The organism is Sphingobacterium sp. UBA3549 (assembly GCF_002376635.1).
In the GTDB taxonomy this organism is placed as follows: Bacteria; Bacteroidota; Bacteroidia; order Sphingobacteriales; family Sphingobacteriaceae; genus Sphingobacterium.
This window is the reverse complement of sequence record NZ_DFOE01000028.1, coordinates 194,830-210,184: the sequence shown is the minus strand read 5'-3', so window position 1 is coordinate 210,184 and position 15,355 is coordinate 194,830. Positions and strand designations below refer to the sequence as shown.

The 15,355-nt window shown below is 41.3% G+C and carries 9 protein-coding genes; 3 read left to right on the top strand and 6 right to left on the bottom strand.

Annotated elements, in window-relative coordinates; translation table 11 throughout:
• Nucleotides 1-46: 46 nt before the first annotated feature.
• The 3 genes from glgB to B2W36_RS14350 form a co-directional block, all read right to left on the bottom strand.
• Entirely contained in the window at nt 47-2,005 is a 1,959-nt protein-coding gene (gene glgB / locus B2W36_RS14360; protein ID WP_293880900.1) for a 1,4-alpha-glucan branching protein GlgB, read from the bottom strand.
• Nucleotides 2,006-2,007: 2 nt separating this feature from the next.
• On the bottom strand, nt 2,008-4,467 hold the full coding sequence (locus B2W36_RS14355) for a glycoside hydrolase family 31 protein (RefSeq protein WP_293888300.1): 2,460 nt from the start codon (nt 4,465-4,467) through the stop codon (nt 2,008-2,010).
• A gap of 148 nt (nt 4,468-4,615) precedes the next feature.
• Nucleotides 4,616-5,089, bottom strand: a complete 474-nt coding sequence (locus tag B2W36_RS14350) for a Dps family protein (RefSeq protein WP_209575624.1) — start codon at nt 5,087-5,089, stop codon at nt 4,616-4,618.
• 203 nt (nt 5,090-5,292) lie between these two features.
• Between B2W36_RS14350 and B2W36_RS14345 the strand changes: the two genes are divergently transcribed.
• Nucleotides 5,293-6,972 (top strand): RluA family pseudouridine synthase, encoded by a 1,680-nt coding sequence (locus B2W36_RS14345; protein ID WP_293888298.1) that lies wholly within the window; start codon nt 5,293-5,295, stop codon nt 6,970-6,972.
• A 301-nt stretch (nt 6,973-7,273) separates the two neighbouring features.
• Nucleotides 7,274-9,871 carry a DUF5686 family protein gene (locus tag B2W36_RS14340; RefSeq protein ID WP_293880906.1) on the top strand — a complete coding sequence of 866 codons (2,598 nt, stop codon included), beginning with the start codon at nt 7,274-7,276 and terminating at the stop codon, nt 9,869-9,871.
• A 217-nt stretch (nt 9,872-10,088) separates the two neighbouring features.
• On the opposite strand, the gene B2W36_RS14335 is transcribed toward B2W36_RS14340, so the two are convergent.
• Both B2W36_RS14335 and B2W36_RS14330 read right to left on the bottom strand, forming a co-directional pair.
• Nucleotides 10,089-11,768 carry a protein-disulfide reductase DsbD family protein gene (locus B2W36_RS14335; RefSeq protein WP_293880908.1) on the bottom strand — a complete coding sequence of 560 codons (1,680 nt, stop codon included), beginning with the start codon at nt 11,766-11,768 and terminating at the stop codon, nt 10,089-10,091.
• A gap of 101 nt (nt 11,769-11,869) precedes the next feature.
• On the bottom strand, nt 11,870-12,937 hold the full coding sequence (locus tag B2W36_RS14330) for a PLP-dependent cysteine synthase family protein (protein WP_293880910.1): 1,068 nt from the start codon (nt 12,935-12,937) through the stop codon (nt 11,870-11,872).
• A 159-nt stretch (nt 12,938-13,096) separates the two neighbouring features.
• Here B2W36_RS14330 and B2W36_RS14325 point away from each other — a divergent pair, with 159 nt between their 5' ends.
• Complete coding sequence (locus B2W36_RS14325) at nt 13,097-13,555, top strand: Lrp/AsnC family transcriptional regulator (RefSeq protein WP_370877880.1); 459 nt, start codon at nt 13,097-13,099, stop codon at nt 13,553-13,555.
• A gap of 76 nt (nt 13,556-13,631) precedes the next feature.
• On the opposite strand, the gene B2W36_RS14320 is transcribed toward B2W36_RS14325, so the two are convergent.
• Complete coding sequence (locus B2W36_RS14320) at nt 13,632-15,308, bottom strand: PNGase F N-terminal domain-containing protein (protein WP_293888296.1); 1,677 nt, start codon at nt 15,306-15,308, stop codon at nt 13,632-13,634.
• Nucleotides 15,309-15,355 lie beyond the last annotated feature (47 nt).

Below are 15,355 nucleotides of genomic sequence, written 5' to 3'. Positions count from 1 at the left end.
ATCTAAATCTACACTTATTCCATTACATAATTTTTTGCGCGCTGTGCTAAACAGCGCTAACAGCCTTTTCTTCCGCCGAATTGACACCCTTTAGTTCTTTCTTCCTTTGAAGAACATAACCACCTAATGGCGGCAAATGAACTTGAGCAGACTGTATCTGATTCATCCAATGCAGGTGTTCAGTATGAATATTTGGCTGATGAATTCCTGAGCCGAAATAGATCAAGTCGTCAGAATTGAAAACCACTTCCCATTCTCCAGCATAAGGCAGACCTATGCGAAAATGCTCGCGAACAACGGGTGTTAGGTTCAGCACAACGACTGTATCATCCCACGCATCAAATCCCTTGCGCCAATAGACCACGACTGAATTTTCACGGTCGCCTGCATCTATCCAATCGAAGCCTGATGCTTCAAAAGCTTTTTGATAAAGGCTCGGTTGCCCCTTATATAAGGAGTTCAGCTCTGCTACAAATTGTTTCATGCCCTGATGCGGAGCATAGTCCAAAAGATGCCAATCCAGCGATTTATTAACGTTCCACTCTGCCGTCTGTCCAAATTCACCCCCCATAAACAATAATTTTGTTCCTGAAAAAGTATACATGAAGAGATACAATGTGCGGAGATTGGCAAATTTCTGCCATTCATCCCCGGGCATTTTATAAATCAGCGAATGCTTTCCATACACCACCTCATCATGCGACAACGGAAGCATAAAATTTTCGTGGAAAGCATAGACAGTTGCGAAAGTCAGGCGGTCGTGATGATATTGACGATTAATCGGATCCTCCTTAAAATAATCCAACGTGTCGTGCATCCACCCCATCATCCACTTCATACCAAAGCCTAGGCCATCCGCATAAGTAGGCCTGCTCACCCCAGGCCAAGAAGTAGATTCTTCAGCGATTGTCTGCACATGTGGAAAATTACTATATACCGCCTCGTTTAGCTCTTTTAAAAACTGTACCGCTTCTAAATTTTCATTGCCACCATATTCATTGGGAATCCATTCTCCCGCATTTCGGCTATAATCCAGATATAACATAGACGCAACAGCATCTACCCGAAGGCCATCAATATGAAAACGATCCAGCCAGTAAAATGCGTTACTGATCAAAAAAGACCTTACCTCATTGCGGCCATAATTGAATATATAGGATTGCCAGTCAGGATGAAAGCCTTTCCTTGGATCTTCGTGTTCATATAGACTGCTGCCATCAAATCGATAAAGACCGTGAGCATCACCCGGAAAATGAGAAGGCACCCAATCCAACAACACCCCTATACCTGCTGCATGAAGCTCTTCAATCAAATACATCAGGTCCTGCGCCGAGCCATAACGCGAGCTTGCCGCGAAATATCCTGTGATCTGATATCCCCAGGAAGGATAATAGGGATGTTCCATCAGTGGCATAAATTCCACGTGCGTAAAATTCATCTCCTTGACATAAGAAACAAGCTGCACGGCTATTTCCCGGTAATTCAGCAAAGTCTCAGGACTTTCCGGATCGCGCACCCAAGATCCTAAATGTACTTCGTAGACAGACCACGGTTGATCCAATCTGTTTTTAATGACGCGCTCCTGCATCCATTGCTTGTCTTGCCACGCGTACCAAGTCGAATGTACCAGCGACGCAGTCCTGGGTGCAACTTCCCATTTAAATGCAAATGGATCGCCTTTTTCAAGCTGTTCGCCCAAATAGGTCTGAATAACATACTTGTATGCCTCACCATTAGCTAGGCCAGGAATAAATCCCTCCCATATTCCGCTGCCGTCCCAGCGCACATAAAGCGCATCACGCTCTTTATTCCAAGAATTAAAGTCGCCGGAGACAGCAACAGATTTTGCATTTGGAGCCCAAACCGCAAAATAAACGCCTTTCTCACCGTTGACTTCCAGTTCATGTGAACCGAACTTTTCGTATAATTTAAAGTGCTTACCCGACTGGAATAAGGCGACATCAAATTCAGAAAATAGACTATGCGGAATTACTTCATTGGCCATGTTTAACCTTCTATCAATATATTATCAAATTCACGTGCGACATTAATCCAATATCGCCCCTTTTCATCTTGTTGTACTTTTGTGTCTATTCCATCCGTCTTAACTTTCTTAATACGGAATGGCAAGCCAATTAACTGTAATTTATATTCTTCGTACCGTTCGGTAAACAAACCTTCTCTGGTTTGCTTGATCGATAAAGAATCGTTGAGTCCGGATACCGTAAAGCATTTTTCGAGATAAATATCCTGCTCATAAGCAAAGGTGTCGCCGTGGTCTGAATACACATACGAACGCGTCACGCCATCAGCGAAGTAAACATTGAGCTGCAGCTCTTCAATTTTCTTTTCACCAGTATATTGCATCACTGGATATTCCGGAATCACAGATCCCCCACGAATGAAGATCGGCATTTCGTCGATCGGCGTAGCGACTGTATGTTCTTTACCTCCGGCATAGATTTCGTTGTTGAAATAATAGTACCAACAACCTTCCGGCAAATAGACAATTTTACTCTTTTGTCCCGGCTGCAAGACCGGGGATACCAATATTTTATCTCCAAAACAGAATTCTTCTTCACGCTGCCAGTTTGTTGGTATATGTTGCTCAACCATAGAAATTGGACGGAGTATTGGATAACCATATTTGGTCTGCTCCCAAAAACAGGTATAGATATACGGCAACAGCTGGTAACGGAGTTCAATAAATTTCCGGTTAATCTGCTCCCAGTCCTCTCCAAAACTCCACGGCTCGCGATCCCGCGTATCGCCAGCGGAATGCACACGCATAAACGGTGAGAAAACACCAAATTGCATCCATCGAGTAAACAATTCTCCGTCTGGTTCGCCTGTGAATCCACCAATATCCGTCCCACAAAAGGACATTCCGGAAGTTGACAATCGCTGCAACTGTAAGGTTCCTAATTTGAGGTGTTCCCAACTAGCCAGATTATCACCTGTCCAAACCGAAGAATAACGCTGTGTACCAGCATAAGCTGCTCGGGTAATGGTAAATGGGCGCTTGTTTTTATACAATTTCTTTAAACCATCATACGTTGCGCGCACCATCTGCATACCATAAATATTATGTGCTTTACGATGCGACCCCCGATGGCCGTCGTATTGATGGCGTACGTCATCTGGAAATGTTCCCCGACCAAATACAGCCGGCTCATTCATATCGTTCCAGAAACCTGCAACACCATCTTCCACAAGACCCTGATACAATGTACCCCACCATTGCCGAACCTCCGGATTGGTAAAATCAGGAAATTGACAGCGTCCTGGCCAAACAAATCCTTCCATAAAATAATCATCTCCTCGGCGACAGAAATACCGGTTCTCCTTCCCTTCTCTGAACACCCAATAGTTCTCATCGACCTTAATTCCTGGATCGATCATCACTACGGTTTTAAACCCATCATTTGCCAAATCACTAATCATAGTTTTTGGATTTGGAAAATACTGTTTATTCCATGTAAAACAGCGATAGCCTTCCATATAGTCAATATCAAGATAAATGGCGTCACATGGAATCTGGCGATTTCTAAATTCTTTAGCGACCTTACGCACATTGGCTTCTGGATAGTAACTCCAGCGACACTGATGATAGCCGATTGCCCATAATGGTGGCAGATAATGTGTGCCAGTCAATGTATGGTAACGACGGATAACATCAATGATACGCGGACCATGGATATAATAGTACTGCAGCTCTCCACCTTCCGACCAAAAGCTCGTTTTCCCCGGGTCTTCGGCAGCAAAATCAAAATATGTTTTAAACGTATTGTCAAAAAATATTCCGTAAGCTTCCCCATCTTTTAAACCAATATAAAACGGAATAGTTTTATAAAGTGGGTCCTGATCGTAAGCAAAAGCATAAGTATCTGAATTCCAGTTTTTAAGTCTTTTACCTCTCAGATTCAATTTGGTGGCCTTATCACCTAGACCATAAAAAGCTTCATTTGCAAAGGCCACTTTGGTACTATATACATAGTAGCCGCCAAAATCTGGGTTTTCCTCCCAATGCATTGGTGCCAGATCGGCGTTAAACAGCTTACCGGAACGATCTGAAAAAGAAATTAAAAAGTCGCTTTTATTGATCTTACAGGAAATGGTGTTCGTGTGGACTAAATAATGGTCTGTCTCTTCCTTACATTGGTGTATGCTTACACGATGATCTTTTTTGGCTAATGCGTAAGAGAAGTCTTCCAAAAAAGTTCCTTCAGGCGCGAGCCGTACCCGTACGATCTCGTCAGTTACAATTTTAATTTCTACCTTCGCTTTGCTGTCGGAAAAATAATAAGATTTATCATTCTGACTATGGTCAACTATGGTTTCTAGGTATTTTTTCTCAATTTTAGGTAGATCCAATACTGGATTATTCACATGATGCATACTCTCCAAAGTACCATCATTTTCCTCCTCATGTAGTGTGGTTTGATTTAGGTTGTCGTCTTCAAGCATAGTTGTAATATATTAAAAAGTTTCTGAAGGCTTAATTCCTCTTTAAGATAGAAAATTAATCCTGTGTCGACAACAAAACACAAAAAAAATCCCGCCAATTTCTTGTTAGCAGGATTTTTTATACGAATTGTAGTAAAGTAACTACAGCCTATTTCACAAAATGTGCACGCAGCATCCAAGCCATTTTTTCATGCTTTTCCAGCAAACCAACCAAAAAGTCCTCCGTACCATTGTCTGCGGTCTGTTCAACTGCCGCAAGATCAGCACGAATCGACATCGCAATTGCTTCATGATCAGCTAACAGTTCCTTATAATAGGAAAGGCTATCTGTCTTTTCGGAAGTAGACTCCGTTAAACGGGTCAACTTTAAATATTTGTCAAAGGTGCCAACGGCATAATGCCCCAGTGTGCGCACACGCTCTGCAACCTCATCGATTACTTCAGCAAGTTCATCGTATTGCGATTCCAAAAATAGATGAGCAGCATGAAAATCCGCGCCCTCCACATTCCAATGCGCATTACGTGTCTTCATATAGACAACATGTTCATCTGCCAAAAGCACATTTAGCAACTTGGCGACTTTTTTCAAGTCGGCATCTTTAATTCCAATTGAAGTTTTCATTCTGTATTTTTTTTGTTAACTATATGTTTTAATTGCTTGATTAAATTTACCGAAACAATGCGATAAAAACAAAAAATACAGGCGCCAAATTTGAACAAATTATCGCATCCCCTGTTGACATAAAAAAACGATCAAGCAATTATTTAAGACATAATGTTGTATTTTTGCCGACATATTTATTTTGAGGAAACGCCCCAGACCAAATGGAAGACAACACTTATTTTCACACATTCAAACAGGATATTTCAACAATTGAACTTCCGGCACGATTTACCTTTCCGTTTTGTTATGAGCCACACCCTCTTGCCGCAATGGCGGCACAAGAACTTCAACATTACATTGAAAAGCAGAACGAATGGACACACAATTTTGGCTTGGATAGCACTGGAGAGGGACTTCCCATTGGAAAAATGTTTGGCGTTTTGGTGGTTAAAAACCAGGACGAAGAACTTGGTTATCTCGCCGCTGTTTCCGGTAAGTTGGCGGGAAGCAATAAAAATCAGCATTTTGTACCGCCAATTTTCGATATGCTCGAAGATAATAGCTTTTTTCTAAACGAAGAAGTACATCTTAATGCGCTGAACCGAAAAATTGAAAACCTCGAAACAAGTGCCGAGCTGGAAAATGCCAAGCGTAACCTCGACCTGTTAAAAAGTGAATGGGGGGAGTCACTTGACGCACTTAAATTAAAATTGAAGGCGCAAAAGAAGAATCGAAAGGAAACACGTACGCTATTAAAGTCCAGCTTATCGGATGCAGATTATGCATTACTCATGGAAGATATGCAGCGCCAGAGTTTAAAAGACAAACAACAGCTTCAGCGCTTTCAGTATGAAATGCATATCGCCATGAAACAGGAAAGCGATCACCTGCAAGAATTGCTATCGACGATTACATCGCTTAAAGAAGAGCGAAAAATACGCTCGGGCAACCTTCAAAAGCAACTTTTTGAACAATATAATTTTCGCAATGCAAAAGGACAATGCAAAAATGTAGTAGATGTGTTCCAAGATTTTGACAACACAACGCCCCCAGCTGGGTCCGGAGAATGTGCCGCGCCTAAGCTTTTGCAATATGCCTATGAAAACAAGATGACACCGGTCGCCTTAGGCGAATTTTGGTGGGGCTGTTCCCCTGCCTCCGAAATACGGAGACACAAAAACTACTACCCTGCCTGCCGCAAAAAATGTGAACCAATTTTAGGATATATGCTCGAAGGCTTGGTCGTAGACCCTAATCCCATGCAGCAGGAAACTACATTGGCGATAGAACTTCCTCAAATTTACGAAGATGAAGATATCATCATTATCAATAAACCCGCAGAATTTCTGTCTGTACCTGGCATATATGTTAAGGATTCAGTCTACAATCGCGTTCTCCAACGCTATCCTGAAGCAGGTCCGATTATTATCCACCGCTTGGATATGTCCACATCCGGCCTGCTGATTGTTGCCAAAAACAAAGCGTCCCATAAATTCATTCAAGATCAATTTATACAGCACACCATCAAGAAAACATATATTGCTTTGCTCGATGGCATTATCGAAGCGAATTCGGGTTTAATCGATCTACCCCTGCGCGTTGACTTAGAGGATAGGCCCCGACAAATGGTCTGCTATACCTACGGCAAACCGGCACAGACAAAATGGGAAAAAATGGCCGTCGAAAATAATCAGACAAGAGTTAGATTCTATCCGCTGACAGGCCGAACCCACCAACTTCGCATGCATGCAGTGCACCCAAAGGGATTAAACACGCCTATTGTCGGCGACGATCTATATGGCAGAAAAGCCAATAGACTACATTTACACGCCGCTTCCATTACTTTTATTCACCCCAGTTCAAAGCAAGAAATGACCTTCGAAATTGACCCAGATTTTTGATAGGACTGACTATATCGTTACAAAAGTCAATAAATAAGACGGCGGAAAATCATCGCCAAGTCAAAATCTAGTATTAAAATTAGTACCCTAAATCAATAATTTGATATAAACATTTAGTAAACAATATTTTACATCAAAAAAGTACGCAACTGGTTACTGCTATTATATTACAATAAAATTTTAATTATTCTTAATTTTTTATTTCCTTTGTTCACTGATTTTTTGATTTTAATACCTATAAAGTCAAAAATAAAGTTGGAACAAGAAAACAATTTTGAATTTTCAAGATTATAGCAATATAATGAGAGCTAACATAGACGCAAAGACCTTCATAACTAAATTCTTTTTTTCGATAACACTCGTGCTAACGGTATCTTTGGCCCTTGCCCAAAATAAGACTGTTACGGGTATCGTTAGAGACGCAAAGACCAAGAGCCCTATACCTTACGCCACCGTCGCTGTAGTAGGTGCTCCAGCTTCTGCCGGAACCACGACATCGACCAACGCCAATGGTGAATTTAAACTCGTCTTTCCGACATCTTATGTAAAAATTAGAGCAAGCTATATCGGTTATGACAGCAAAGACGCTTTTGTAACGAATGATGCAACGCAAACAAAAGAAATTTTAATGGATCAGCAGGACAATATGCTGGAAGAAGTTGTTGTCAAGGCCAAAAAGAAAAAATATAGCAATAAAGATAATCCTGCCGTTGCACTGATCCGAAAAGTCATTGAGAATAAGGAAAAAAATAGACTTGCAGGTCAGCAATATGCGCAATACGACCAGTATGAAAAAATGTCCTTAGGATTAAGTAATCTTTCGGAAAAATTTGTCAATAAAAAGATCTTCAAAAACTATCAATTTCTTTTCGAAACAGACGATTCGGCTAAAACGGCCAACAAATATGTCTTGCCAGCTTTCATCGAGGAAAAGATCTCAAAGGTCTATTATCGTAAAGACCCAAGCAAAACTAAACAGTATATCCTTGGGGATCAGCGCGCACAATTTGATCCTAAATTTATTGATAACGATGGTTTGACAGCTTACTTCAATAAACTTTATGAACAAGTCGATATTTATGATAACAACATCTCCCTGGTTACTAATCAGTTTTTGAGTCCGATTGCCAATTCAGCACCCACTTTTTATAAGTTTTTCATTACGGATACCATAAAGACTGTACAACCTTGGGTAGTCGAATTAAGCTTTTTTCCACGCAACAAAGCAGATATGTTGTTCAAAGGCCAACTCTATGTCACATTGGATGGCAACTATGCCGTTCAGGGCGCCAACATGACGGTTGCTGATGATATCAACTTAAATTTCGTGCGTGATCTTCAGATACAACTTAAATTTGAGAAAGATAGCAAAAGCCGCTTCTACCTAAAAACAAGTACGCTGGGTATCGATTTTTCGTTAACGGAGAAAGGTATGGGAATCCGCGGCAGCCGGACAGTGGATTACAACAATTATAAAGTAGGCATACAACAACCCGACAGTATCTATGATGGTCCGTCAACGGTAATCGCCTATAATGTTGAAAACAAGAAAGCAACAAAGACTTTATTTGAAACACAGCGCCCACTTGCCCTTGCGCAAAACGAATTGAACATCTATCATAACATTGATACCTTACAAAAGATTCCTTCATTCCGTACATTCATGGACATCGCCGCGCTGGTACTTTCCGGTTACAAACAGGCTGGTCCGGTTGAAATCGGTCCTGTGAATACGTTCTATAGTTTTAATCCCGTAGAAGGTTTCCGTTTGCGTGTCGGTGGCCGTACCACGGAAGCGCTGAGCAAGCGTTTCTATGCTGAAACTTATGCTGCTTACGGATTTAAAGACCAGAAATGGAAATATTTTTTCAGTGGAACCTATGCGTTCAATAACAAATCTGTCTATTCTTTTCCTATGCACTACATCAGGGCATCTTATAAAAAAGACACTAAGATTCCTGGGCAAAAGCTCGAGTTTATTCAGGAAGACAACTTTTTACTGTCTTTCAAACGTGGGGATAATGATCGATATATCTATGAGACAAATTATGGTTTAGAGTACAAAAAAGAATTTTTAAATCACGTGGCGGTCGGAGCGGCTTTCAATATTAACAGACAAACGCCAGCCGGAAGCTTAACCTACCAAATGATTGATGCCAATAACGAGAGCAGGTTATTTAACGAATTGAATTCAACAGAATTGTCCGTTAATTTTAGATATGCCCCTCATGAAGAGTTTTATCAAGGAAAGATTTATAGAACACCTATTTTCAATCAATACCCGATCTTTACATTCAACTATACCGCGGGAATCAAAGGCCTGGCTAAAGGTGAATACAATTATCACAACTTCAATGTTGGCGCCTTTAAGCGCTTCTATTTTAGTCAGTTTGGATTTGCAGACGTCACAGCTGAGGGGAATTATATCGCAGGGAAAGAAATTCCATTCCCTTTCTTAACTATTCACCGCGCCAACCAGACTTATGCCTATCAATTGAATTCGTATAACCTGATGAACTTCCTTGAGTTTGTCAGTGACCATAACGCATCATTAAATGTACAGTACTACATGAATGGTTTTCTTTTAAATAAGATTCCTTTGATCAAAAAGCTTAAATTACGCGAGGTATTTAGTTTCAAGGGTGTATACGGTGGACTGCGCAAAGAAAACAATCCTGACGACCCTAATTATGGTTCAAAGGTATTTACCTGGCAGCACAATTCGGATGGTGTACAAAGCTCTTACACCTTCGGCTCACAACCGTATATGGAAGCCAGTATCGGTCTCTCCAACATTTTCAAAATATTGCGTGTAGACTACGTAAAACGGCTGAATTATCTTGATCACGTCGATGCACCAGCGTGGGGAATTCGTGCCCGTGTCAGATTTGACTTCTAATAGTTTCGATAATCTATCGGATACAAAGAAGCCTTGTCCATGCAAATGGACAAGGCTTCTTTGTTTGACCAAAGCTTACATCACCGCAACCCAGCAGAACCGCCCCATTTTTCACATTCGAATAGCCCCTAACCAGCCACTTTTTAGTCAATATCAACAACAAAAAATCCCCCTTGCCTATGACAACAAGGAGGATAAAATTAGAATATGAGGAGGGTTAGTTTTTTTGTTTAAAGGCATCTAAACCACTTTGAAGGAAAGCTTTATACTCCGCTACATTATAGTTGGCTCCACTTTGAGGCACTAGTTTTTTGCCCGTTGGATCGACAATTACATACAGCGGTTGCGAATTACTATCGAATGTAGCTGCTTGAAAATCGCTGTTCTTCTTACCGATTGTATTAATCTTTTTACCACTGTATTTCGAAACAAATTGTTCGTTTGCAGCCAATGCTGTTTTATCGTCAACGAAAAGTTCGGCCATAACAAACTCTTCCTTCAACAATTTGGCTACCGCTTTGTCCGTCCAAACATTCGCTTCCATTTTACGACAATTAACACAGTTCCAACCCGTAAAATCAATTAATACAGGCTTATTTAATTCTTTAGCCGTCGCTAATGCCTGTTCATAATCGTAATACGGATCAAATCCTTTCGGGGTACCCCTTTCATGGAAGATTTCAGCATATTTTTTAATTTTCCCGTCCGAATGCGCAGCCCCAGTACTTACACCCGAAGATAAATCAAAGTCTTGTGTTGCCGATGGTGGTAAAAAAGCAGAAATCGATTTTAAAGGCGCACCCCACAACCCTGGAACCATATACACCACAAAAGAAAATACAACAATAGCCAAAATAGTCCGGGGAACCGATAGGAATTTCAAATCACTGTCATGGGAGAATTTGATCTTACCAATTAAATATAAGCCCATTAGCGCAAAGATAGCAATCCAAAGCGATAGAAACACCTCTCTATCCAACCAATTCCAGTGGTAAGCTAAATCGACATTGGATAAAAATTTCAACGCTAAAGCGAGTTCCAAAAATCCCAGTACCACTTTTACACTGTTCAACCACCCACCCGATTTAGGTAAAGATTTAAGCATAGAAGGAAACATGGCGAACAAACCAAACGGAATCGCTAAGGCAATAGAGAATCCCAGCATACCAATCGCTGGCCCTAGCCTTTCGCCTTTGGAGGCTGCCTCCACCAGCAGTGTGCCTATAATCGGTCCCGTACAGGAAAATGAGACCAGTGATAAGCTGAAAGCCATAAAGAATAAGCCCACTAAACCACCTTTGTCTGATTTTGCATCCATTTTATTGACAAACGAACTTGGTAATGTAATTTCAAATGCGCCAAAAAAAGAAGCCGCAAACCCGACCAATAACAAAAAGAAGATGAAATTGAAGATACCGTCGGTCGAAAGCGCATTGAGGGCATCTGAGCCGAATGAGATCGTGATGAGCATCCCCAAAGCCACATAGATCACTATAATAAACAATCCATATAATAGGGCTTTACTGATGCCATTTGCACGACTTCCCGACTGTTTGGTAAAGTAACTCACCGTCAAAGGCAGCATCGGAAAAATACACGGCATCAATAACGCCGCAAAACCGCCTACTAGTCCCGCTATGAAAATACTCCACAACGACTTTTTCCCTTCGGCTGCAGGCTTGGTCGCTGCTGCAGCGGCCACTGTGGTCGGCTTATTTACATCAGCCTTGACCGAAGCAGTATCCGGCGATTCTTCAAAAGATAAGGAGTCGGGACTTATGCTGCCGTCCGTAAATTCGATTCCTTCCATCGAATTTGTTGTGTCAGACTGGGCAAACATACCAAACGGCGCAATCAGTAACAACAAGAGGATAAATAGTTTGAAATTGACTTTCATGTTGTATTATTCTTAGGTATTAAATTGGTTTTTCAACATTGAAACCCGAGGAGCTAGAGACTCCCCGAGTTAACTATAAACATATGAAACTAAATCTTTTTTTAAGCACCAAATACCGGGTTTGGCAATCTGCAAATAGGTTGAAAACCTGAAAAATCTATGTCCGTAGAAAGGTATCCTTCTTTTACAGGCTCCTCTTTCACTAAATCAGTACTTAGGTATTTTTTATTGTCATCACATAGCAGGGTCACTACAACCGCGTCATCGCCCAGTTCACGCTGTAATTTAATCGCTCCGATAACATTTGCACCTGAAGAGATTCCAACAGCCAGTCCCAATTGCCGCGATAATTTCTGTGCCATGATAATGGCATCGCCATCATTGGCACAAACAACAGCATCAAGTTCATTTAAATCCACAATCGCTGGAATAAACTCATCGGAAATTCCTTGGATACGATGCGATCCCACCTTATGCCCTGTGGTTAATGTCGGACTTTCTGCAGGTTCCAATGGATGAACGCGGACATTTGGATTGACCTTTCTCAAGCTTCGGCCTACCCCCATGACCGTACCACCCGTACCGACACCAGCAACGAAAGCATCCGCCACCAAGCCTTGCTCTTCTAACTGCTTCACAATCTCGTAGCCTGTGGTTTTCTCATGCGCCTCAGCATTATATTGATTTTCGAATTGTCTTGGCAGAAAAACCCCACCTTTTGAAGCAAGTTCCTCACTTAAATGGATACTACCCAAAAAGCCGCCTTCTTCTTTGCTTATCAGTTGAATATCGGCTCCCATACTGCGGATAATATCAGTACGCTCCTTGCTCAGCCAGTTTGGCATAATAATCTTTACTTGATGACCAAGCGCTTTACCGATTGCTGAAAACGCAATCCCGGTGTTTCCACTTGTCGCTTCAATTACCACATCACTGGGGCGGATCTGACAGTTCATATACGCTTTATACAAAATATACAGCGCCATCCTATCCTTTATGCTGCCCGTTAGATTGTAGTTCTCACATTTTACGAAAATTCGCCCTGGTTTACCTCGATAAGTATACTGCAATTCCAGCATAGGCGTATTTCCTACCAATCTCCACAGATGTTTGAATCTCTTGTCCAATGTAGGCGACAAACACGCGCTTAATAATTCTTGTTCAGCCATTTTAATAAATGATTATTCTGTTGCAAAATTGACTATTGACAAGATAATATTCAATATATAACTTTAATTTCGATAAAAATTAAGTGAAACAACATTAAAAACAGTAAATAATACAGAACAATAGTGTATTTTTACAGCAGTACCGAAAATATTCAGATTATGGAATTAGATGAAATCGATGTAAAATTATTACGTCTCCTACAGCAGGATGCATCACTAAGCAACAAAGCGCTATCTTTTGAACTCAATAAATCTATTGCAGCCGTTCACGAACGCGTTCGAAAGCTCAAGCGTTTAGGCTATATTAAGAAAACGGTGGCTATTTTAGACCGTCATAAGATCGGTATTGGGCTGATTTCATTTTCTCAGGTCTTTCTTAAAGCACATACATTTGAAGTGTTGAATGAATTCGAAAAAGAAGTAGCTAAATTTCCCGAGGTGATGGAATGCTACCAAATGGCGGGTTCTTACGACTTTATGTTGCGTATTGCCACCAAAGATATGGATGCCTATCATATTTTTTTGCGACATCGTCTGGCCGTATTACCTCAAGTGAACACCGTACAGACCTACTTTGTATTATCGGAAACTAAAAGCGAGACCGCTTATCCTCTTTAACCCACGTAATAAAAATGAGGCAATATCGCTGTCATGTATCATCATACGGTTGCACATGACAGCGATGAAAAAATGATTAATCGAATAGCAAGGTACCCGTTACATTCCAGCTGCTAAAACTTGTTCCTTCAGGAGCTCCTTGTGGAATCTGTACCTGCATCGTATAGTCACCAGCTTTTAAATCACCCAAGTCGATGTAGATGGGCGGTGTGACAGTACCAGGACACCAATTGGAACGGCTCAGATCAGAGGAAGACAGACCGGTAGCAAAATTGCCTGAAGCTGGATTAAACAACCGATAAGACCCGCAGTCGTTGCGCCAAGGTGTATATTTGAAGAGTAATGAATCGTTGAGGAAAATACGGTTTTCCTTAGGCACAAATTCATCACCTTTACCCCAGCCGCCATGCCCTGTGGTAATGTAACGTAATTGCACATTTTTAGCGTCTTGGTCCAAATGAAAAGATACCTTCAAACCCTTCTCCTTGTCAAACATAGATCCATACTCCTGCCCTCCCATTTCCATGACATTGGTCGTCGTAAATAAAGGCATCGCCTTTTTCAGATTGCCCTGTGAGGCGGCATCGAAGCCGGGATGTATCGTCAACTCAACACTCACTTCATGACCCTCTTTATCATAATTACCGATAAAGGTACCCACATAAACCTCCTGTCCGCTCAGCATGCCTGCTAATTCAGAAACATCTTGACGGTACGGCACCGAGTCCTGCCAAACTTTATCCTTTAACTGAAGGTAGTTAAATTGCTTAACACCAAAGGGTGTAAAGAAACGCATCAATTCCACAATAGGTTCAAAGGAAGCTGTTTTCACAACACCTTGATAAGTCTTACCATTTCCATTCTCATACTTCGGCAGTGTGCCCATGCCATTTTTCATCCCATCCAAAAAGTGCTGTGCTTTATTGGTCGGGATAATAAAAACTGACCCGGTGCGATCGTAAGCGTCACCTTTGGATTGTTCCACCAGCTGTACAAATACATTGTCACCGCTCTTTATTTTTGGGATTTTCACTTTTTTAACAATAACTGTCCCATGAGCAAAACGCAAGATAGAATCCGACCTGACATCATCAGCGAAACGTACGCGTTCCTTTCTAAAAATCGGTATTTGAACAAAACGATTCTTCCAGATGAGATCCTTATAGGTGAGCTCATCATAAAGTTGCTCATTTCCTGTTAACCTCAGTTGTTCAGGAAGAGCCTTTACCTTTTCTACCTTGGTTGCAAAGGTGCGCGTGTTCCCGTTGCGGATCACTTCAAGTACCAAACCAAGATCCTGACCCAGTTCCGTAGGCGCAGCCTTTATTCCCAATTTGTCGGTATACCAAACTTCTATTTTATTAGAGTTGATACTCGTTTCCACTTTTTTACAGGGGTAGCCTAAGATGGTTTTAGTCTCGTTGGTTGCATTAAACTGCTGTTTTCCAAGTGCAAGAGCATCTTTTGTCAGGATGATTGATCCGTCTTTGAGTTTAGCAATTTTAAGTAGGGAATTGCCCGCATCACGCTGCACTACAACACGTTCGTAGGGTGCCGCCAACTGTCCCTTCATTTCTTTCTCTGAACTTACAAACGTCTCTTTCTCGTTTGCATAAACCAGAATGGCATTCTGATTAGCAGCTGCATTTCCATTGAAACTTTGGTTATATTGAATTACATAGGCCGGCAGCTTTTGTGCCCGTGAGGTTAATGATACACCTAAAATAGCGGCAAAAAGGAAACTTTTCTTCATTTCATCTATATGGGTTTAGATGCAAAAATAAGAAAGGCTTTAGGAAT

Coding starts and splice junctions, on each gene's coding strand:
- B2W36_RS14350 (WP_209575624.1), bottom strand. CDS start 5,089: ATGAAAACTTCAATTGGAATTAAAGATGCCGACTTGAAAAAAGTCGCC.
- glgB (WP_293880900.1), bottom strand. CDS start 2,005: ATGGCCAATGAAGTAATTCCGCATAGTCTATTTTCTGAATTTGATGTC.
- B2W36_RS14345 (WP_293888298.1), top strand. CDS start 5,293: ATGGAAGACAACACTTATTTTCACACATTCAAACAGGATATTTCAACA.
- B2W36_RS14355 (WP_293888300.1), bottom strand. CDS start 4,467: ATGCTTGAAGACGACAACCTAAATCAAACCACACTACATGAGGAGGAA.
- B2W36_RS14340 (WP_293880906.1), top strand. CDS start 7,274: ATGAGAGCTAACATAGACGCAAAGACCTTCATAACTAAATTCTTTTTT.
- B2W36_RS14335 (WP_293880908.1), bottom strand. CDS start 11,768: ATGAAAGTCAATTTCAAACTATTTATCCTCTTGTTGTTACTGATTGCG.
- B2W36_RS14320 (WP_293888296.1), bottom strand. CDS start 15,308: ATGAAGAAAAGTTTCCTTTTTGCCGCTATTTTAGGTGTATCATTAACC.
- B2W36_RS14325 (WP_370877880.1), top strand. CDS start 13,097: ATGGAATTAGATGAAATCGATGTAAAATTATTACGTCTCCTACAGCAG.
- B2W36_RS14330 (WP_293880910.1), bottom strand. CDS start 12,937: ATGGCTGAACAAGAATTATTAAGCGCGTGTTTGTCGCCTACATTGGAC.